17 protein-coding genes are annotated in these 19,884 nt (G+C 58.8%); 8 read left to right on the top strand and 9 right to left on the bottom strand.

Going from position 1 to position 19,884, the window contains the following annotated elements; all coding sequences use genetic code 11:
- Positions 1 to 57: 57 nt before the first annotated feature.
- On the bottom strand, positions 58 to 600 hold the full coding sequence (locus ACP15U_RS15760) for a transcription termination/antitermination NusG family protein (protein WP_425046110.1): 543 nt from the start codon (positions 598 to 600) through the stop codon (positions 58 to 60).
- A gap of 105 nt (positions 601 to 705) precedes the next feature.
- Positions 706 to 1,647, bottom strand: a complete 942-nt coding sequence (locus tag ACP15U_RS15755) for a glycosyltransferase family 4 protein (protein ID WP_425046109.1) — start codon at positions 1,645 to 1,647, stop codon at positions 706 to 708.
- 494 nt (positions 1,648 to 2,141) lie between these two features.
- Between ACP15U_RS15755 and ACP15U_RS15750 the strand changes: the two genes are divergently transcribed.
- The 3 genes from ACP15U_RS15750 (at position 2,142) to ACP15U_RS15740 (ending at position 6,315) form a co-directional block, all read left to right on the top strand.
- On the top strand, positions 2,142 to 3,065 hold the full coding sequence (locus tag ACP15U_RS15750) for a class I SAM-dependent methyltransferase (protein ID WP_425046108.1): 924 nt from the start codon (positions 2,142 to 2,144) through the stop codon (positions 3,063 to 3,065).
- Complete coding sequence (gene cysK / locus ACP15U_RS15745) at positions 3,062 to 4,048, top strand: cysteine synthase A (RefSeq protein WP_425046107.1); 987 nt, start codon at positions 3,062 to 3,064, stop codon at positions 4,046 to 4,048. The genes ACP15U_RS15750 and cysK overlap by 4 nt, the downstream gene beginning before the upstream one ends.
- Positions 4,049 to 4,185: 137 nt before the next feature.
- The gene (locus tag ACP15U_RS15740) at positions 4,186 to 6,315 is read left to right on the top strand and encodes a winged helix-turn-helix domain-containing protein (RefSeq protein ID WP_425046106.1); all 2,130 of its coding nucleotides are present in this window, start codon (positions 4,186 to 4,188) and stop codon (positions 6,313 to 6,315) included.
- Between the two features lie 15 nt (positions 6,316 to 6,330).
- On the opposite strand, the gene ACP15U_RS15735 is transcribed toward ACP15U_RS15740, so the two are convergent.
- The 3 genes from ACP15U_RS15735 to ACP15U_RS15725 form a co-directional block, all read right to left on the bottom strand.
- Complete coding sequence (locus ACP15U_RS15735; protein WP_425046105.1) at positions 6,331 to 7,371, bottom strand: adenylate/guanylate cyclase domain-containing protein; 1,041 nt, start codon at positions 7,369 to 7,371, stop codon at positions 6,331 to 6,333.
- A complete protein-coding gene (locus tag ACP15U_RS15730; RefSeq protein WP_425046104.1) occupies positions 7,371 to 7,760 on the bottom strand; it encodes a group I truncated hemoglobin in 390 nt (129 codons plus the stop codon). Before ACP15U_RS15730 ends, ACP15U_RS15735 begins: the two co-directional genes overlap by 1 nt.
- Before the next feature lie 65 nt (positions 7,761 to 7,825).
- Positions 7,826 to 8,653 (bottom strand): class I SAM-dependent methyltransferase, encoded by an 828-nt coding sequence (locus ACP15U_RS15725; RefSeq protein WP_425046103.1) that lies wholly within the window; start codon positions 8,651 to 8,653, stop codon positions 7,826 to 7,828.
- Between the two features lie 245 nt (positions 8,654 to 8,898).
- Here ACP15U_RS15725 and ACP15U_RS15720 point away from each other — a divergent pair, with 245 nt between their 5' ends.
- Positions 8,899 to 10,461 carry a winged helix-turn-helix domain-containing protein gene (locus tag ACP15U_RS15720; protein WP_425046102.1) on the top strand — a complete coding sequence of 521 codons (1,563 nt, stop codon included), beginning with the start codon at positions 8,899 to 8,901 and terminating at the stop codon, positions 10,459 to 10,461.
- An 18-nt stretch (positions 10,462 to 10,479) separates the two neighbouring features.
- On the opposite strand, the gene ACP15U_RS15715 is transcribed toward ACP15U_RS15720, so the two are convergent.
- From ACP15U_RS15715 to ACP15U_RS15700, 4 genes are all read right to left on the bottom strand, one after another.
- Positions 10,480 to 12,795 carry a hypothetical protein gene (locus ACP15U_RS15715; protein ID WP_425046101.1) on the bottom strand — a complete coding sequence of 772 codons (2,316 nt, stop codon included), beginning with the start codon at positions 12,793 to 12,795 and terminating at the stop codon, positions 10,480 to 10,482.
- Positions 12,782 to 13,369: a hypothetical protein gene (locus tag ACP15U_RS15710; protein ID WP_425046100.1), complete on the bottom strand. Its 588-nt coding sequence runs from the start codon at positions 13,367 to 13,369 to the stop codon at positions 12,782 to 12,784. Before ACP15U_RS15710 ends, ACP15U_RS15715 begins: the two co-directional genes overlap by 14 nt.
- A complete protein-coding gene (locus tag ACP15U_RS15705) occupies positions 13,366 to 13,917 on the bottom strand; it encodes an RNA polymerase sigma factor (RefSeq protein WP_425046099.1) in 552 nt (183 codons plus the stop codon). The genes ACP15U_RS15710 and ACP15U_RS15705 overlap by 4 nt, the downstream gene beginning before the upstream one ends.
- Before the next feature lie 146 nt (positions 13,918 to 14,063).
- A complete protein-coding gene (locus ACP15U_RS15700) occupies positions 14,064 to 14,969 on the bottom strand; it encodes a LysR family transcriptional regulator (RefSeq protein ID WP_425046098.1) in 906 nt (301 codons plus the stop codon).
- A gap of 358 nt (positions 14,970 to 15,327) precedes the next feature.
- Here ACP15U_RS15700 and ACP15U_RS15695 point away from each other — a divergent pair, with 358 nt between their 5' ends.
- Genes ACP15U_RS15695 through ACP15U_RS15680 form a run of 4 tightly spaced genes read left to right on the top strand, consistent with a single transcriptional unit; the run spans position 15,328 to position 19,690 of the window.
- Positions 15,328 to 16,452 (top strand): MlaE family lipid ABC transporter permease subunit, encoded by a 1,125-nt coding sequence (locus ACP15U_RS15695; protein ID WP_425046126.1) that lies wholly within the window; start codon positions 15,328 to 15,330, stop codon positions 16,450 to 16,452.
- A gap of 1 nt (position 16,453) precedes the next feature.
- Positions 16,454 to 17,284, top strand: coding sequence for an ABC transporter ATP-binding protein (locus ACP15U_RS15690; RefSeq protein ID WP_425046097.1), 831 nt, complete (start codon positions 16,454 to 16,456; stop codon positions 17,282 to 17,284).
- A gap of 16 nt (positions 17,285 to 17,300) precedes the next feature.
- Positions 17,301 to 19,016, top strand: coding sequence for an MlaD family protein (locus tag ACP15U_RS15685; protein ID WP_425046096.1), 1,716 nt, complete (start codon positions 17,301 to 17,303; stop codon positions 19,014 to 19,016).
- A complete protein-coding gene (locus tag ACP15U_RS15680) occupies positions 19,013 to 19,690 on the top strand; it encodes an ABC-type transport auxiliary lipoprotein family protein (RefSeq protein ID WP_425046095.1) in 678 nt (225 codons plus the stop codon). The genes ACP15U_RS15685 and ACP15U_RS15680 overlap by 4 nt, the downstream gene beginning before the upstream one ends.
- The last annotated feature ends 194 nt before the right edge of the window (positions 19,691 to 19,884 follow it).

The raw sequence follows: 19,884 nt of genomic DNA, 5'->3' as shown, positions 1-19,884 counted from the left end.
TGGTTGCAAATTTGTGTTCAAACTGTTGCCGATACGCAGACGGTCGCACCGTCTGCGTCAGGCCCGGATGACATTCTTGGTGTCTGCTGACACACGGGTTTCCCTGCCGAGAAGATCCAGTAACAGCCAGATCCTGTCGCCGGCCGCGGTCTGCTCTACCTTGGCTGCGAAACCGGCAAACGGCCCGCGGATCACCTGCACTTCGTCGCCCGGCTCCAGTCGGGTTTCCGTGGCTACGTCAATATCGGCGGTAAAGCGACTCCGAAGATCGGTGATCAACCCCGAGGGCACGACCGCTGGACGCTGCATGGTGAAACTGACAAGTTTCGACACACCGTAGGTGCTGTTGATTTTTCTCCACGGGCTGATTTTGGGGTCGACCTGAACAAAGATGTATCCCGGAAACAGAGGTGCCAGTTTTTCCCGGAACCGGCCGGCCACGCGCTGCGTGGTTCGGAGCATCGGAACAAAAATCCGGAATCCCTGATTTTCCAGATGATTTTGCGCGCGGGGCATCATGTTCGGCTTGATCTGGGCCAGCAACCATAGCTTCGTCTGGTCGGCATCATCGAACTGACTTGTATCAACGACTTGATTCACGGTTTTCTGCCCTCGGGTACTTACTGGCTATAGCCCAGCATTCACCTTGTATAAAGCCGCAATCAGCGTCCAATCACGGCCAAGATCTGTTTGTTGGATGCAGGCTTATGCCGCCTGCTTGAACTCGGGTTCGACGCGCGGCTTGGGGCGGATCACCCGGTTCCGCGCCATTGTGATCCCAAAGCGATAAGCGCCTACAAACGCAGCTCCGAAAACAACGAGCGTTAGGAAAGACAGCAGCGGATTGTTCCACAGCACCACCCCGGCGATCACCGGCAGAGAGATGACCGGCAGCATGACGCTGGTCGCCAGCGGATTGGCGGTGGCCCGGCGGTTCCGGCCAAGAAAGAAGATTTCGAGCGCGCGCAGAACAAGCTGATGAAAATGCAGACGGTCGGGCGTGTCGAGGCTGACCCCCCTGCTCTTTCGCCGGAAAATTGCGAACAGAGTGTCGGCCAACGGCCAGAAAAAGATCAGAAACATTGCCCAAGTGGAGGTTTCGGGCACGCGATGCATCAAGACAAGAGCGGTCCATGTCAGCATATAGCCGATGATGTAAGCCCCCCCGTCACCCAGAAAAATCCGGCCAAAGGGGAAGTTGAACACAAAAAACCCAGCGACCGACGCAGCGGTGATCATCGACATTGTGACGATCTCCTGCTGGCCGGTGATCGCGCCGATGGCGGCGAGCCCTGCGGCGATCAGAAGGCCGGTACCCGAGGCCAAACCGTTCAACCCATCAATCAGATTGAAGGCGTGGCAATAGCTGGCCACCACGAACAGGGTCACGACAACAGCGGTGGCTTTGAAGTAGAACGCCCATTCCAGCACATAAGAATCGGCGGTGGTGATCCAGATCCCGAGAATCCAAACCGCGATCAGCGCCGAAAACGCCGTGGCGGCGTAACGCGCCGAACTTGAAACCCTCCGGAACAAATCTTCGGCCAGTCCAGTCAGGAACATCGGCAGGCTTGTGAGCAGCAAAATAGCAAAGAGCGGCTGATCCATGAGATAAGCCACGAAAGCGCCCGACAGCATTCCGGCCATAACCGCAACGCCGCCAATACGGGGTGTTGGTGCGGTATGAGAGGCTTGAACAGCGGAAAGCTCATTACCGGAGCCGGTAAGCTTGAGGTGCTTCGACCGCGTTGAAACGAGGAGTCCGCAAACCAATAATGACGCAAAAAGAGGAGCCCAGAACAAAAGCATGGCATCAATCATTTTCATAGAGATTTTGGCAACCGTTGCTGTTTAGCGTCAAATGGGCTGGCGGTAAACAACGAAGCCCTGGATTCCCCTGGTTTTTGCCGAAGTGCCACAGTGCTGGTGCAGACGGGTCACGGTTTCCAGTATGGCAACGCTTTGTTTCGGGTTCGTGGACGGAGTTACCGGCGGGTTCTCCGCGGTTCACTGCTGCGCAACAGGCGAATCATCGGATTTTTCGGTAAAACTCCAGATCTCCTACAGAAATCCTCCAAGCAGCTGTTTCGAGGCGGAGGTAGCGTGATTGCAAGAGTTTGGCAATTTCAGGAGGACCCGAGATGACACATTCGAACGCAATGGCAATTCAGGCCGAAGAGGACACGGAGTTTGTCCGGTTTTGGAACGAAGTTCTGGCTCCTAAGTTCATCCGGTTCCGCCACATTCTTGTCGGTGGACTGACAAGGCACAGCGCGGCGGTGTTTCCCGATCTGCCCGTTCACTCAGGCGATCGGGTTCTGGATGTCGGATGCGGATTTGGGGATACCGCACTCCAGCTGGCCCGCAAGGTTGGTCCCAATGGGCATGTCACTGGTGTCGATTGCTGCGATGCCTTTTTAGCCGAGGCTCAGAAAGAGGCCGCTGCTGCGGGTGCAGGCAACATCGATTTCCTGCGAGCAGATGCCGAAAAGCTATTGCCGCGCGGCGAGTATGATTTCGTCTTTGCCCGCTTTGGGACGATGTTCTTTGCGAATCCGGTCGCGGGTTTGCGAAACATGCGTGAGGCTCTGCGCCCCGGCGGGCGGATGGTGCACATCGTCTGGCGCAACAGGGCCGACAACCCGTGGCTGTCCATGGCGCGCGACGTGGTGCTGGATTTCCTGCCGCAACCCGGTGACGACGCCCAGACCTGCGGACCCGGCCCGTTTTCCATGGCCAACGAGGATACGGTTTTGGCAATGATGAAATCCGCTGGCTATACGGATATCGAATTTCGCCGCGTCGATGCGCCGGTTCTGGTTGGGCGTGATGTCGAAGATGCCATCGCCTTTCAGCTGGCCATAGGCCCAGCCGGCGAGGTGTTTCGCGAAGCCGGCGAGCTGGCCGAGCAAAGACGCCCTGAAATCGAAGCCGCAATGGCCAAGGCGATCCGTGCCGAAACCACGGGCGACGATGGCATCATCATGCCAAGTTCATCGTGGGTGATCACGGCTCGAAATCCGGTAGATGCCGGTGAAATCGTAGAACAGGGAGAATGGAAATGAATCTGCAGTCGACCCGCGTGAAACTGGACAAGCCCGGTCGGGGACGTGTCTACAACTCGATCCTTGAAACGATCGGTAACACACCATTGGTGCGGTTGGGGAGAACGGCGGACGAGGCAAAATGCCAGGCTGAGGTTCTGGTCAAGATGGAGTGTTTCAACCCGATCTCCAGCGTGAAAGACCGGATTGCCGTGTCCATGCTGGAGGCGATGGAGGCCGATGGAACCATCGGTCCCGGCAGTGTGATTGTTGAGCCGACCTCGGGCAATACCGGCATCGGCCTTGCCTTTGCCTGCGCAGCCAAGGGGTATCGCTGTATCCTGACCATGCCGGACAGCTTCTCGATTGAGCGTCGGAAACTGATGAAGTTCTTTGGCGCTGAACTGTCCCTGACTCCGCGTGAAAAGGGGATCAACGGAGCAATCGAACGTGCAAAGGAGATCATTGCCGCGACCCCTGGTGCAACGATGCCCTGGCAGTTCGGGCATCCGGCCAATCCTGAGATTCACCGCCGCACAACGGCCGAGGAAATCTGGACGGATACCGACGGTGTTGTTGACGCAGTGGTGCTTGGCGTCGGCACCGGCGGGACGCTGACCGGTGTTGGCGAGGTTCTGAAGGCGCGTAAACCTGACTTGAAGGTCATCGCGATCGAACCCGAAGCCAGCCCGGTCATCTCTGGTGGCACCCATACGCCGCACATGATTCAGGGGATTGGTGCCGGTTTCATTCCGGACGTGTTGGACACCCAAGTCATCGACGAGATTTTGCTGGTGGGTAACGAAGAAGCGATGGAGACTGCGCGACGCGTGGCAAGGCTCGACGGCATCCCTGCCGGGATATCGTCGGGGGCTGCGATAGCCTGTGCAATGCGGGTGGCCGCGCGTGATGACATGAAGGGAAAGACGGTGGTTACCGTCCTGCCGAGCGCCTGTGAACGTTACATCACCACAGCCCTGTTTGATGGGATCGGCGAGGACTGACTTCCATTTTCTTGAAATCTGCTATGTTGGCCCGGACTTTCCGGTTCGGGCCGGAGTGTTTTTGAAAAGTCATTGATGCCGGCCCCTGCACCGGCGAATGGGCGACTCTGCCGGACCTCGGGGAGGGGGGAAGGACGATGAAGCGCAAGCTAACCAGCATTCTGTCGATGGATGTCGCCGGATACAGCACGGTGATGGAACGCGATGAAACCGGAACAGTCCGGCGGCTCAAGGAGATGCGCGAGCGCCTGTTTGATCCGCGCGTATCGGCCCATTCGGGGCGCGTCGTGAAACTGATGGGGGACGGCGCTCTGATCGAGTTCGCCAGCGTCGTCGATGCCCTGACCTGCGCGATCGAACTGCAATCGGCGGTCAAGGCACATAATGCCAAACTGCCCGAGCCACACCGGATGCAGTTCCGGGCTGGGGTTCATCTGGGTGACGTTCTGGTTGACGACGGCGACATCTATGGTGACGGGGTCAATGTGGCGGCGCGTCTGGAAGATATCGCGCCGCCGGGTGGCGTCGTGTTCTCCAAGCAGGTGCACGATCAGATCCATGGTTCAGTAGACGGAACATTCGTGAGTCTTGGGCCGCAGAAGGTCAAAGGGTTGCAACGACCGATCGAGGCGTTCCGGGTTGAAATGACAGAGGCGCCTCGACCTGTGGCGAATGCAACGATGTCATTCGGAGAGTGCCAGCTGTTGCCGGATCTGTTTGAGCTACGCCGCAACGGCAAGCCGGTTCAGTTGGAGCCGCAGGCGTTCGAGCTGCTAGTTCTGCTGGCGCGCAATGCGGGGAAGCTGGTCACCAAGGATCAGATATTTGCCGAGATCTGGAACAATCGCGTCGTATCCGACTCTGCCCTGAGCAGTCAGGTCAAAGCGGCCCGGAAGGCAGTGGGAGATTCCGGTTCGGCGCAGTCGGTGATCGCCACGGTGCATGGCCGCGGGTTTCGGTTCGTAGCGCCGCTGACAGACCGGGTTGGCAGCCTGTCTGAGAGGGTCGAAGACCTGCCGGATCCGGCGTCTCGTCTTGACCCGTTGCCTCCTGCGATCCCGGCGCTTGAGAGCCGACCTTCGGTGGCGGTATTGCCCTTTGCCAACATGAATCGGGACAAGAGCGAGGACTACCTCGCTGATGGTATTACCGAAGACATTACAATTGCATTGGCGCGCAATCGATGGCTGACCGTCGTTGCGCGCAACCCGGCTTTTGCGTTTCGCAATTCGACCGAGAGCCTCCGCGAAATCGGCCGCCAGCTGCAGGCGCAGTATCTGGTCACGGGAAGTGTCCGCAAGGCCGGCAACCGGTTCCGTATCACCGTCGAGATGGTGGAGTCAGATACCGAGCATAGCGTCTGGTCTGAACGATATGACCGGGACGGCGTGGATATCTTTGATCTTCAGGACGACATCTCGGAAATGGTTGCGGCCCGGATCGAAACCGAACTGGGGCTGGCCGAACAGAAAAGAGCGAAGCGGGTGCCGCGCCAGAACCGCGGCGCCTGGGACATGTACCAGCTGGGCGTCGCCGAGTTTTACAAGTTCACGACCGACACAAATGCCCGGTCGCAAGAATTGCTGCGTCGCGCAATCGAAATCGATCCGCTTTTTCCGGCGGCCTATTCCCGTTTGGCCTATGCCATCGTGCTCAGCATGATCTATTTCGACGCCCCCCCGGAGCAGGCGGTCATGGACGAGGCGTTGCAACTGGCGCAGCGCGGGATCGAGCTGGATGATCAGGATGCCAACGGGTATTTCACGATTGGGCGCATCCATCTGGCCCGGCAGGAATACGGCTTGGCGATCGAGGCGCTGGAACATGCGTTGGAACTGAATCCCTGCCTTGCGGTGACCTATTGCGGGTTGGGGGATTCTCTGGCTTACGAAGGGCGATTGGACGAGGCCATTGCGCAGTTCGAAACCGCGATCCGGCTTAGCCCGCATGATCCGTTCCGGTGGGCTTTCTATTCCTATCGATCACTGGCTCATCTGTTTCAGGGAGACTACGAAGCTGCAGTGATCTGGGCCCGCCGGTCGCTGAGAATTCCCAACGCGCAATACTGGGCGCAGGCGCATCTGACGGCCGCTTTAGGACATCTGGGAGACCCGGTGGAGATCGCGGCAGCGCGGCAGGACCTACTGGAAATCAAACCAGAGTTCACCGTGGAATTTGCCCGCGAACATCTGTTCTACCTGAAACTACCCGGCCAGCTTCAAACCTATCTGGAAGGTTTGCGGCTGGCCGGGGTGCCCGGTGACTGAAAGGAGATGGCGCGCTCATGCGGCATGAGCGGCGCTTTTGCGATCGGTCAGCGTGGCCACCGCACACTCTCCGAAACCCTGAACCTGTTCCTTGCGGCTGTTGCTCAGAACGAAATCGTCGATCAGCTCTCCGGTCATTGATGTGCAGACCGTGATCTCCATTGGACCTGAAAGAGACTGCAGGCGGGCGGCATAGTTCACGGCAGGGCCGAAAACGTCGTAGATGTATTTTTGAACGCCAACAACCGAGCCGACCACGGAACCCGAAGCAATACCGATCCGAGCCCGCCAGTGATGGGGATGGGTTTCGTTCCGCCGTTGGAGATAGCGCATCATCTTGACCGCGCATTGTGCTGCCGATCGCCCATGATCCGGGTTCGGATGCGGGAGGCCGGCAACCGCCATATAGCAATCTCCTACGGTCTTGATCCGCTCGCAGCCATGCAATTCTCCGATCCGGTCGAAGGCGGTGAAGATGTCATTGAGCTCGGCAACTGTCACGGTGGGGTCTGCCGCGGCAGCCATTTCGGTGAACCCGACAAAGTCCAGCATCAGAACGGAAACTGGCTCGAACAGGCGCGGCGTAACTGAACCAAAGCTCTTGTATTCCTCGTAGACCGTGCGCGGCATGATGTTGAGCAGCAGCTTTTCGGATTGCGCCTTTTCCCGTTCCAGATCGCGGGTGCGCCGGTCGGCCATTGCAACATAGCTGTCGATCATCGCCTCGGTTTCGCGCAGGCGGGACACGTTCTGGCACTCAAGCAGCAGTATTGTCCGTCCTTCGTGCTCGGTTCGGTGCACGCGGGTTTCGATGATCAGTGTCCGACGCTTGATACGCGTTTTCAGTTCCAGCGCCCGGGCAGGGTTCGCCTCGGTCAGGATCTCCGGTTCGAGATCCTCGATCAGATCGCAGATTGCGATACCGGGTTCGGCGCCGGGAAACCAAGTCGCGAAAGTGGGGTTGCAGAATGTGGCGGAAAGTGTCGCCTCATCGACAAGGCAGATGCCGACGCCGATGGATTTCAGCAAACGGGAACTCAGGGCTTCGATCAACATCACGAACCTCTCTTGACGATCAGGGGCCGGCGTGCCTCAACTGCGGTCAGGACGGATTTGCGGTCATCCTCGGTAAAACCGGCTTCGGTCAGGGTTTCCTGAAGCAGTTCGGCAATCTCGTCGAACTCGATATCCGTCACCTTCAGGTTGGCATGGGCGCGAACCAGCCGCTCTTCGGCAAATTGAACAGGGCCATTCAGCAGCGCAGCAAAGAACTTGGTCTGGTGATCCACGAGACGAGGCATATCGACATCTTCGAAGAAGTGGCCGACGACATCGCTATCCAGAACGCGGTCGTAGAAGTCCATGATGACGGACCGCAATCCGCTCAGGCCGCCATACTTATCAAAAAGAGGCATATTCGGGGAAAAGGTGCGGGCATGAGACATGGTGTTTTCCTTTCGGGCGGGTGTCTTGCGGGGCAATGGGTCAGCGTCCCGCAAGGTGACGGGCGTTAGCTGCGATGAATGATGATCTCAGCATACTCCGAAGGCACGATCATTGCCGTGTCATCTTGCGAATGCTCACGCGCAAGTGACGCAAGATCAGCTTCGAGCGCGGCGGATCCGCTCTCTCCCACGGCTTCGAAAGCCTTGTTCATTGGGCCGTATGCATCGCGCCACAGCTCGATCCAATGTTCGGCAGACCGGAAGCGGAATGTGAAATGCTTTCGGTTGAATTCGATCGCGCGGGATGAGGAGTTGAACAATTCCTCGATGCGCTTTTCGGTGCCCCATTCCAGCGGCGAACGCACACCCGCCGGTGGCGGGACATGCTGGCCGATGGTGCGGAACAGCTGGCCCACAAAGCTTTCGGGGGTCCAGTTGATCAGCCCGATACGGCCGCCGGACCGGCAAACGCGGGTCAATTCGCTGGCAGCCGCTTCCTGATTGGCGGTGAACATCACGCCAAAGGTCGAAGTCACGGCGTCAAAAGAACCGTCCTCAAAGGGCAGATCTTCGGCGTCCGCCTCGCGAAAAGCCACCTCCAGACGTTCTGCCTCGGCGCGGGCCATGCCCGCCTTGAGCCATGCGCCTACATAGTCGGTCGAAACCACATTGCAAAAGCGGCGCGCAGCGGCCAGCGTGGCATTGCCGTTGCCAGCGGCCACGTCCAGAACGCGTGCGTCAGGATGCAGATCCATGGCTTCGGCCAGGCGTTCACCGGTGATTTGAAGGGTCACGCCGACAAGGGGGTAATTCCCAGTGGACCACGCCGCCTGCTGGCGGGTTTTGACGGTGGCAAGATCCGGCGTATTTGCGGGGGTGGTTTGCACGTTCATCTCGGGGCTCCCTAAACAGATATGAGAATGTCCTGTTTATGCCGCCCCCTGCGCCAAACCGCTTGCAGGAGATCTGGAGAATATGTGGAGAGTTCTGCAGATCTCCTGTCGGATGCTGAAAATGTTATGATTTCAGGGGCGTTACAGACCGGTCTCAACACACCAGATCACAATTGATGACCCTTTGAGTCGCCTTTTTGGAGATTTCCGGCTACTCTGACGGTTCATACTACGGGGCGAGGCTGATGCGTTATCTCTTCGGAGACTATGAGCTGGATGCTGGTCGTGCTGAGCTGCGGTGCAACGGGCAGCAGATCCCTATCGAACCGCAGGTGTTCGATTTGCTGAAGCTCTTGGTTTCGGCCCGGGATCGGATTGTGTCCCGCGAAGAAATCTTCGAAAAGATCTGGGGTAACCGCATCGTGTCTGATGCAGCGCTGTCCAGCCGGATCCGCGATGCGCGCAAAGCCGTCGGTGATGATGGCACGGCGCAGAGCGTGATCCGCACGATCCAACGGCGTGGATTGCGTTTTGTGGCCGAGGCCGAGGTTGTTTCTGCACCTTCCGGCGCCGGGGATGCACTGCCTGTTGAAACGCTTGGGCGGGATGGAAATGACTATGCGTCCATCGCGGTGTTGCCGTTCTCTGAACTGACTGAGGGAGCCGATGACCATCTTGCGGACGGGCTGGCAGACGAAGTATCCGCTGCGCTGGCCGCATGGCGGTATTTCGGCGTGGTGGCCCCGGGCTCGGCAGTGCAGTTTCGTGGTAATGACCATGCCCTATCTGAAATCGGGGCCGCGTTGCAGGCCCGCTATCTGCTGACCGGGGCAATTCGGCGATCCGATCGTCGGATCAAGGTTCAGGTTGCTCTGACTGACGCGGATACAGGGTGTCAGATCTGGACCAACCGGATCGTCAGGAACATGGCTGACCTGATGGATGTAGAGGAAGAAATCGCTGCACAGATTGCCTCTGTCATCACGCCGGAACTGGAAGGTGCCGAGATGCGCCGGGCGATGCGCAAACCAGTTGAAATCCTGTCCGCGTGGGAACTGGTCGTGCGATCTTCGTGGTTGATCAACAAACGCGAAAAGACCGACTTTGCCGAGGCCGAGGACATGGCCGCACGCGCTGCGGATCTCGCTCCGGGTTGGGTTCTGCCGTATACGCTGATTGCGATGGCGCGGTTTCAGCAGGCAATGACCTGTTTTTCCGGCGCCGACAGCAGCACCGCTTTCACCCGGACGCTTGAAGCTGCCGATATGGCGTTGGAAATTGACCGGGGGTCGTGGCTGGCCCATGCGCTGTCAGCGGTTGGCCAGCTTTGGACCAATCGCAACCATGAACGTGCCACGCTGCATGTTGATCGGGCGATCGAACTGAACCCGAGCGCGTCGATGAACTATCATTTCGGAGGCTGTATTTCCGGTTTCTCCGGCCAGCCGGACCAGGCGCGCAAGTATCAGGAAAAGCTATTGCGGATGGATCCTGTTTATCCCTACCGGGCGGTGATCGAGGCCGATCTGGGCCTGTGGCACATGATGGACAAGCAGTTTCCCGAAGCGGATAACCGCTTGACCCGCGCCCAAACCTGGGATCCGCAATACGGGCGAGCGTTGCAGCGCCGGATCGCGCTGTGCGGTTTGACAGATGATCGTGCCGGAGCGTCAGATGCCGCGCGCCAGTTGTCGGATCTGGGTTACTCGTTGGACCCCGAGACAATTTCGGCCTCTTACCCGTTTTTCAGCTCGGACCATCAGGATTTGTTCCTGCAGGGTTTGCGCAGGGCCGGTGTCAGTCAGTAGTTTTGCCTGGGCGCTGGTTCAACAGCCGTTGGCCTGCACCAACCCCCAGCCAAATTGGTCATCTTTGCCCGGCGCACCCAGATCCGCAGCAGTTGCCCGAAGCCGCTTTCGGATTGCCGGCAGGGATTTCGTGCCGCGGGCAATCATTCCGGCGATGACCGAAGTTGCAATTGGGGCCGCAAATGATGTTCCGGTGACGTATTTTCCGTAGCGGGCGCCAGCGACGAACAGGTCAACTCCCGGGGCTGCGAACTCGACATATGGCCCGGTGTCGGCGGCCTGCAACCGGCGCAGGCGGGAATCCACTGCGGTGATGCCAATCACGTTTTCCGAGGCGGCCGGAAGGGATCCGCCGGGTTCACCATCGGTTCCTACGGCGGCCACCATGACCGCTCCGCGTGCTGCGGCTGAGTCAAGCACGATGCGCAGGACAAGGTTGTCGGGCCCGGTAAAGGACATGTTGATCAGCCGCACGCTCTGCGACAGCAGGTAGTCCAGAGCTTCAGCAATACGTTCGACATTCGTGCGTTCGGCACCAAACCGGGTGGTGAAGATGGCGACCGAGACAAGGTGCGCGCCCTGTGCAAAACCGGACAGCGCACCTTTGCTGTCTTGCCCGACGATCTGCGCCGCTATGGCGGTTCCATGCCGGGGGCCTACGGATCGTTCGGACCGTTCCAAAAGGGAGACCGCCTGAACCGAAGCGTTAGCAAGGGCCGGATGCCGGGTGTCGACAGGCCCGTCGATCATCCCGATGCGAACGCGGCGCGGCAGCACACAACCTCCGGGGTCGCTGGCCGAGACAGCCTCGGACGCATAGGTGCGCGGGTTGAACTGGGCAAACCGGTAGATGGTTTGGAAATCGGCGGTCATCTGTGGTGCGACTGTGCTCAGCGCCCGCTGGGCTGCGGCGCTGGACAGACCGGTCGGGTAATCAAACACAAGAATACGCAGGTTGAGCGACGCCAGATCGCGTTGTCGAACCAGTTGCGCCCCGATTTCAGCCATTGCTGCGATTGCGGCTTCGGATTGCCGCGACGGGCCAGCGACGACCAGTTGCGGATTGCCCGACCCCGGAATGGTCACGACGCCTTTGGCGATCTTTGCTGCGGTGCCGCCGAAATTCGACTGAGGTGCACCGTGCCCGCCCTCGGCGGTATCCGACAGAACCTCGCGGAACCCGTCGGAACCGGCATTTGCGTTGCCGCCAGTGCCTGACCCGTTGTTGTTACCCGAGCCTGAGCCGCCACTGCCGTTCGAGCCTGAGCCACCATTACTTCCGGTGCCCGATCCGTTGTTTCCATTCGAACCGGAACCATCGCTTCCGCTTGATCCAGATCCGTTACCTCCGTCTGATCCGGATCCATCATTATCGCCAGAGCCAGCCCCGTCATTGCTACCGGACCCGCTGCCACCGTTTCCACCGGATCCCGAACTGTCGTTGCCGTCTGAACCAGAGCCATCATTGCCACCCGATCCGGACCCGCCGTTTCCGTCCGAGCCAGACCCGCTGTTGTCGCCCGAACCGGAACCACCGTTTCCATCGGATCCCGAGCCATCGTCGCCGCCCGAGCCTGATCCTCCGCTGCCACTGGAGCCGGATCCGTCGCTGCTGCCGGAACCGGTTTCACCATTTACACCCGAGTCGTCTTCATCGCTGCCCGAGGATCCGCCATTCGCGCCGTCATCCCCATTTCCGCCGTCGTTTCCATTGCTGCCATTGTCATCGCTGTTGTCGGACCCATTGTCGTCTGAACCGTCATCCCCGTCGTCGCCACCATCCCCTTCGTCACCGTCATAGCCATCATCACCGTCATCGTCGCCGGAATCGCCCCAATCGCCGTCTTCGTCATGATCATCGTCGTGGTCATGATCGTGTCCATGGCCTCGGTCTTTACCGTGTCCATGCCCCCGGTCCTTACCGTGCCCGTGTCCGCGACCTTTGCCATGCCCATGTCCGCGCCCTTTGTCGTGTTCTCGATCCCGGTCTTTCCCGTATCCTCGATCCCGACCATGACCGCGCCCACTACCCTTTCCACGATCACGGTCATGGAAATCCCGGTCTCGGCCCCAGCCGCGGTCTCGGTCGCGATTTCGGCCCCAGCCTCGTTCGCGATCTTCGTCGCGGTCCCAATCCCGCGCTTTTTCCCGGTCCCGATCATGACCTCGGCCATGGTCGTGACCGTGATTGGTACCTTCGTGTTCCCCACGTTCTCCGTAAGCCAAGGCCGGGCTGGCGATCGAAAACAACAAAAACCCCGAAGCCAGAACTGGAACGAGGAACAGCGATGCAATCATCGCGACAGTTAGAGTTCGGGTCCTAATCCATCGCATCCTGCGCACTTTCAACAACCGCCGAATGGGCCTTCAAAGCAGCGAGCGCGGCAGAAGGATTATCGGCGTTCAGCCCGTAAAGGCCTAGTGAGGATGGACCGGAAACAATTTGCAAGTCCAGTTCGAGCAGCAAATCCCGGATATCGCCCTCGGAAACCGACGGATGAAAGGCAACAATGATATCGGTTTGGGCGTCATTGGACGCAAGTTGATAGCCTAGGCTGTTTCGCCACAGAACCACGCTCTGGGTGACAAGCGCGATCAGTGCCAGGGCGGCGATCCATCGGGCAATGGAGATACGGGGCCGCTTTTCCGCTTCGCCATTCTCTGTGGGTGCGTCCTGCGGAGTCGTATCGATTTCCTGCATGATCCTGTGAAACGCGATCTCGTTTGCAAGTCCGGGATCTTCGTCACGCATCTCGTCCCGCAGCAACACGAGGTGGCGCAGGTCGTCGCGCAGGTCGGGATCCTGTTCAAGCGCGTCTTCAATCGCTGTGCGTTCGGCTCCGGTGAGGGAGCCGTTGGCGTAGAATACCAGCAGGGCGTCGAGTTCTTCTTTCGAATACCGTGTCATCCAGCTTGCCTCGCCACTTTGGTTTTAAGGCACTCAAGAAGGCTTTTCTTGGCGTGGTGAACCCGGGATTTGATGGTGCCGGCCGGGACCCCGGCAACCTCGGCTATTTCGTCGTAGGTCATGTCCTCGTAGAAGGCGAGTGATACGGCCATGCGATGGTCCACCGACAGCTGGTCAAGACAGGTGCGCAGATGTGCGGCCTCTTCGTTTGCATTCAGCACCATGTCGGCCCCAACGGTCGGATCCGGCTGTTCCGGCATGTCGGCGTCTGTATCCAGCCGCCGCCGCTTACGCAGGGCGTCGATGCCTTTCCGGTAGGCTATGCCAAATATCCAAGTTCTGACCATCGACCTGCCTTCAAATCTGCCAGCGGAACGCCAGACTTCCATAAACGTGTCATGTAGTATGTCGTTCGCTTCGAACGGATCGTTCATTCTGGAGCGAATAAATCTGAGCGTGGGCTGTTCCAGATCCCGGTAGAGCGCGGCAAAGGCCCGCTTGTCGCCGTTTGCTATCTGGCGCACCAGGAAACCGTGATCTGCACTCATTAAATTCGCCTGACAGATGATACTGGAAACAAGGTTCGCATAAGCGACCCTAGCCAATAGAGGATCACACTGTCATGGGTTTTCTACAACGTGCTCAAGGATTTGCAGGATTGCGCCCAGTTCGGGTGCGAACCCGCTGACCTTGGCTACCAGTGTTCGGGGCCTTTGCGGGCAAAGGCCGCGACCAGAAAGTCGATGAAGGCGCGGACCTTGGGCTGCACAAAGCGACCCGGTGGATAAACGATGTGGATCGATTGGCTTTTGAGTTCGAGCCCTGGCATGGCATCGACAACTTCGCCAGCCTCCATCGCGTCGCAATAGAGAAAACTGGGAAGGCACGCCATTCCCGCGCCGCTGCGAACAGCGTTCAGCAACGATTGTCCGTCATTGACGCTGAGCGAACTGTTGGAATGAACTTGCTCGCACTTTCCCGAGCTACGGGCCAGTTTCCAGGTTTCGCCGTTCGAACGCGAAAGATAGTTGAGCAATTTGTGTTCGCTCAGATCTTCGATCTTCTTTGGCTGTCCATGCTGTTCAAGGTAGCGCGGGCTGGCAACGATGCGGACATTGCTTTCCGCCAGCTTGCGGGCAACGAGGGTGCTGTCGGCCATGTCGCCTATGCGGATGGCCAGATCAAACCCTTCCGAGATCAGATCGACCCGTCGATTGCTGAGCACGAGTTCGACCTTTACGTCGGGCTGATCGTCCAGAAATCTGCTGACCACTGGAGACAAGGTGTTCACCCCGAAATCGGTTGCCACGCTGATCCGCAGCCGACCCGAGGGCTTGCCCTGCATTGACCGGACCAGTGCTTCGGCGTCGCCGGCGTCGTTGAGAACCCGACGCGCCCTGTCATAAAAAGCGAGACCAATCTCGGTCGGGCCGACCCGGCGCGTTGAGCGGTTCAACAGTCGGGCACCCAGACGGGTTTCAAGATTGGCGACATGCTTTGAAACTGCGGACTTCGAGATGCCCATTTTCTTGGCTGCACTTGTAAAACCGCCTTGATCGACAACGCTTGCAAAGGCTTCCATTTCGATCAGTCGCTTCATATTCCCACCCAAGTGTTATGGCACTCCATTGCCGGATTAAGGATCTAAAGGCACTTGCCGGATCTATGGCAATGCCGGGAAGACCAACGGGCATCCCCCGGATTGCCCGTTGGTCTTGCGAAACTCCGCCCCCCGGCAAGTGCAACACTCGTTACGAACATATGTCGGGCGGGGTGGGCAAAGGGTTCAAAACTTTTTTGGTTTTTTTGTGCAGCAAGAATCTTGGGCCGACCCCACCGAGGGTTTCGTTCCCGCATAGGGTTGTCTGGTGGGCCAATCGCTACGATTTTCGACAATATCCGGCTCGGTGAACGGAAAACCGTTGCAGAAGCTTTGGTTGCGGCTTCTTAATCCCGTTATGGCAAGCCCGACGCTCACCACCGAATTCACCCAAGACAGCACGCTGGTCCGGTTTGCCGGAAAGCTGCTGACCCGGTCGCTGGACAGTATCGAAGCGCCGATGGCCGGATTGCTGGCGCAGGGCAGCAGCGCCGAGATTGATCTGTCTGCGGTCGATTCGCTCGACACCGGTGGGGCATTGATGATTGCCAATCTAAAGCAGCGGCTCGAGGCAGAGGGGATCCGCGTTGAGGTTGTCGGTGCGGCACCTGCCCATGCGGCCCTTTTGGAAACCGTGACCGAAAACATCCCGGTCGAACCAGGTTCCGAACCGCCACCGCGCGGGTTTGTGCCGTGGCTGGAGAAGCTGGGGCGCCGCACGGTCGGAGCATGGGAGGACACCCTTTCGATTGTCGGGTTTTTCGGGCTGACACTGCACCGCATTTTCCGCTCCGTGGCTTTTCCGTGGCGGCTCAGATGGGCTTCGGTTGTGACCCAGATGGAAGAAACCGGGCTCAAAGCGGTGCCAATCGTGGCTCTTATGGGTTTCCTTATCGGAGTGGTTCTGGCGTTCCAGGGGGCAACCCAGCTCAAGCAATTCGGGGCCGAGGTGTTCGTCGTCGAACTGATTTCGATCTCGATCTTACGCGAACTGGGGATCTTGCTGACTGCGATCATCGTGGCAGGCCGATCCGGGTCCGCTTTTACCGCGTCGATCGGGTCGATGAAGGTGCAGGAAGAGATCGACGCGATGCGTACGCTTGGGCTCGACCCGATCGAGGTTCTGGTGGTGCCGCGTGCGCTGGCGCTGTTGGTCGTGCTGCCGATCCTTGGGTTTATTGCCGATCTGGCCGGATTGCTGGGCGGAATGCTGATGAGCTGGATCGATCTGGGTGTCAGCCCGGGCATGTTCGTAACGCGGCTGAAGGAAAACACCGATGTCTGGCATTTCGGGGTCGGTCTGATAAAGGCTCCGTTCTTTGCTGTGGCAATCGGGGTGATCGCCTGTTGGCAGGCGATGCAGGTCCGCGGTTCTGCGGAAAGCGTCGGACGCCGGACCACGGCGTCGGTGGTCCAATCGATCTTTGCGGTGATCGCGATTGATGCCCTTTTCTCGATCTTCTTTTCCGAGATGGGGATCTGACATGGACGGATCGATGGCTCCGGAACAGCAGGATACCGGCACCCAGCGAGAGGCGGTGATCCGGGTGCGCGGGTTGCGAAACGCCTTTGGGCCGCAGGTGGTGCACGACAATCTGGATCTCGATGTTTGGCGCGGCGAGGTGCTGGGCATCGTTGGCGGCTCGGGCACGGGTAAATCGGTGTTGCTGCGCACGATTGTGGGTCTGAACACGCCGGCCGCAGGCAGTATCGAAGTTCTGGGTGTGGACGTGCTGAACGCACCGGAATCAGAGCGGGCGCAGGTCGAACGCAGTTGGGGCGTGGCCTTTCAGGACGGTGCTCTGTTTTCATCACTCACCGTGTTGCAGAACGTTGTCGCACCCATGCGAGAGCATTTGAACATCAGTGAAAGTCTGATGAAAGCGTTGGGTGAGTTGAAAATCAGCCTTGTCGGCCTGCCGCCGCTGGCGTGTGGCAAACTGCCTTCGGAGCTTTCCGGTGGGATGCGCAAGCGTGCGGCACTGGCCCGCGCGTTGGCGCTGGACCCTGAAATCGTCTTTCTTGACGAACCAACCGCCGGGCTCGACCCTATCGGAGCGGCCGCCTACGATGATCTGATTGGCGAGCTTCAACGATCGCTCGGACTGACGGTATTCATGGTGACGCACGATCTCGACAGCCTTTATGCAATCTGCGACCGGGTCGCGGTGCTTGCGGAAAAGCGCGTCTTGGTTGAAGGTCCGATCGAGGAGATGACCTCGGTCGATCATCCTTGGGTTCAGGAGTACTTTACCGGCCCGAGGGCGCGGGCGGCGCAGGAAAAGGGTCCGGACAAGGACCTGAACAGAGGTTGAGGCAAGTAGAGAAAGTATGGAAACCCGAGCGAACTACATTCTGATTGGAGCCTTTACGCTTGCGGGGCTTCTCGGCATGTTCGGAGCGTTGCTCTGGTTCGCAAAGGTCGAAGTCAGTCGCCAATACGCCTATTTTGATGTTCTGTTTGAGGATGTCTCGGGTCTCGCGTCGGCAGCCAGCGTCAGGTACAATGGATTGCCGGTCGGTCAGGTTGTATCGCTGGATCTGGACGAGAATGATCCGTCCAAGGTGCGTGTCCGGTTGGAAGTGGACTCTGAGACCCCAATCAAGACCGACACGGTCGCACAACTGCAATCACTTGGCGTGACAGGGGTGAGCTATGTTGGCCTATCGGGTGGTTCTCCTACGGCGGACCTGTTGCCCGACGGAAGCGAGATCCAGAGCAAGCGTAGCCCTTTGCAATCCATATTTGAGGGTGCACCAGAGCTGCTGAACAAGGCAATCGACCTGTTGGAAGATGTGCAATCCGTCGTAAACGATGAGAACCGGGCCGCCGTCAGTCAGGTGTTGGAGAACCTTGCCTCGGCCTCGGGGCGACTGGACCGGACGCTCGATGATTTCGAGACGCTGTCGGGTGATCTTGGTTCCGCTGCACGCGAGATAGCGGCCTTTACTGATCGGCTCGATCAGCTTTCGGAGACTGCTGAGACAACGCTGAACACGGCCACGGACACGTTGACCCGCGCACAGGATACCGCGGACAGCGCGATCGGAACGCTGGATACAGCCAAGGAGGCATTCTCAACCGCGGACGGTTTGATGCAAAACGAATTGTCCGAATTCATCGCGCGTGGAACCGAAGTGGCAACCACATTGGATGAGACCGTCAAGACGCTGGAGCCCACGGTCGTTGCCACTTTGGAATCCGCTCAGGATCTGGTGACCAATCGCTTGCCGGTTCTGGCCGAGCAGGTTCAGGAAACAGCGCGCGTGCTGGAGGAGCAGGTTGCCTCGGTCGGTGCCGAGGCAACACAGCTGATCGACCGCTATGAGCAGGTCGGAGAGACTGCCCAGAAAAGGCTGGAAGAGGCTGAATCCACGATCGCGCTATTCGAGGAAACGCTTACCGATGCCCGCGACACCGTTGAAACTATCAACGCATCGGTTCAGCAGGATCTGCCGGGTCTATTGGAGGATCTTCATCGGTCGGCCGAGACGGTTAACCGGGTCGTCGGCGATATTGGTGAAAACGTGTCGGACGTGGCCGAGCGGCTTCGCGGGTTGAGCGATGATGGCCGCACAGCGTTGAACTCCGCGACCGAAACATTCGCCAATGCCAATGACACGCTGGAAGCAATTTACAGCGCGATGGAAAGTGCCGAGACCACCCTTGCCACCGCCGATCAGGCCTTTGCTTCGGTCAACAGGATCGTTGACGAAGATGTGGACGCAATCGTTACCGACGTGCGCAGCGCGGTCGACAAGTTCTCGAACACAATGACACGGGTGACCGGCAATATCGACGTGATCTCGGAAGAGGTCCTGAGTGCGTCGCGATCGGCCTCGGATCTTGTGGGCACGCTGGACACCATCGTGCAGCAGAACAGCCGGCAGGTATCGGGTTTCCTGCGTGTCGGTCTGCCGCAATTGCAGCAATTCGTTGAGGAATCGCGGCGACTGGTGGTCAATCTCGATCGACTGGTCAAACGGGTCGAGCGTGATCCGGCCCGCTTCCTTCTCGGCACACAAGCTTCGGAGTTCCGCCGATGAACCGCGTTGTTCTTCCTATCTTTTTGGTTCTATCGCTGGCCGTTTCCGGGTGTACTGGGCTGGGAACGCTCAATCGCGCCTCGAAACCGAACGATCTCTATGCGCTGACGCCCAAGAGCACGTTTTCGTCGAATTTACCGAGGATCAAGCAACAGATCGTTGTCGAGGAACCGACGGCCACAGCCGCTGTGAACACTGATCAGATTGCTGTTCAACCGACCCCCTTGCAGGTTCAGTACTTGCCGCAGGCGCGGTGGGTGGATCGGGCGCCATTGATTGTTCAAGCGTTGCTAATCGAAAGTTTCGAGAACACCGGGAAGGTCGCCGCGGTCGGCCGCTCGGCGGTCGGGCTGCGGGCGGATTACCACGTTGTCACTGATCTGCGGGAGTTTCAGGCTCATGTGCTGACCGGCGCGGACGACAAGCCGGTTCTGAGGGTCAATGTCCGGATCAACGTCAAGATAGTCGAAGCATATGATGATAAGATCATTGCCTCGAACTCTTTCGAAGCACTCGAGGTTTCCGCGAGTGATGATGCAGGGGATCTGGCGATTGCCTTTGACGAGGCTCTTGGGGATACGATGCGCAAGGCAGTGGAGTGGAGCATCCGGCGGATCCACACACACGCTGTCAACAATCCGCGTCCTGCGCTGCCCCCACTTCCCGAAGGTTGACGACTGCATAGATCCGAACCAGCCGGGGTCCGGGACGCACATCTGAAAATCAACCTGTTGCCAGTCCCTTAAAACTCGCGGTTTTGTGTCGCAGATATCGCCAATTGGTCTTAATTTGGAAAGATCCTCTTTACACGCGGTCTTTCGCCACATTTTCTAGGTATGCCGTCGTGCACAATACGATCGGTGCAGCA

Origin of the sequence: Primorskyibacter sp. S87 (genome assembly GCF_049801055.1) — a bacterium.
GTDB lineage: Bacteria > Pseudomonadota > Alphaproteobacteria > Rhodobacterales > Rhodobacteraceae > JBNAGF01.
The sequence above is the reverse complement of the archived record's forward strand: the minus strand, read 5'-3'. Positions and strand labels throughout refer to the sequence as shown.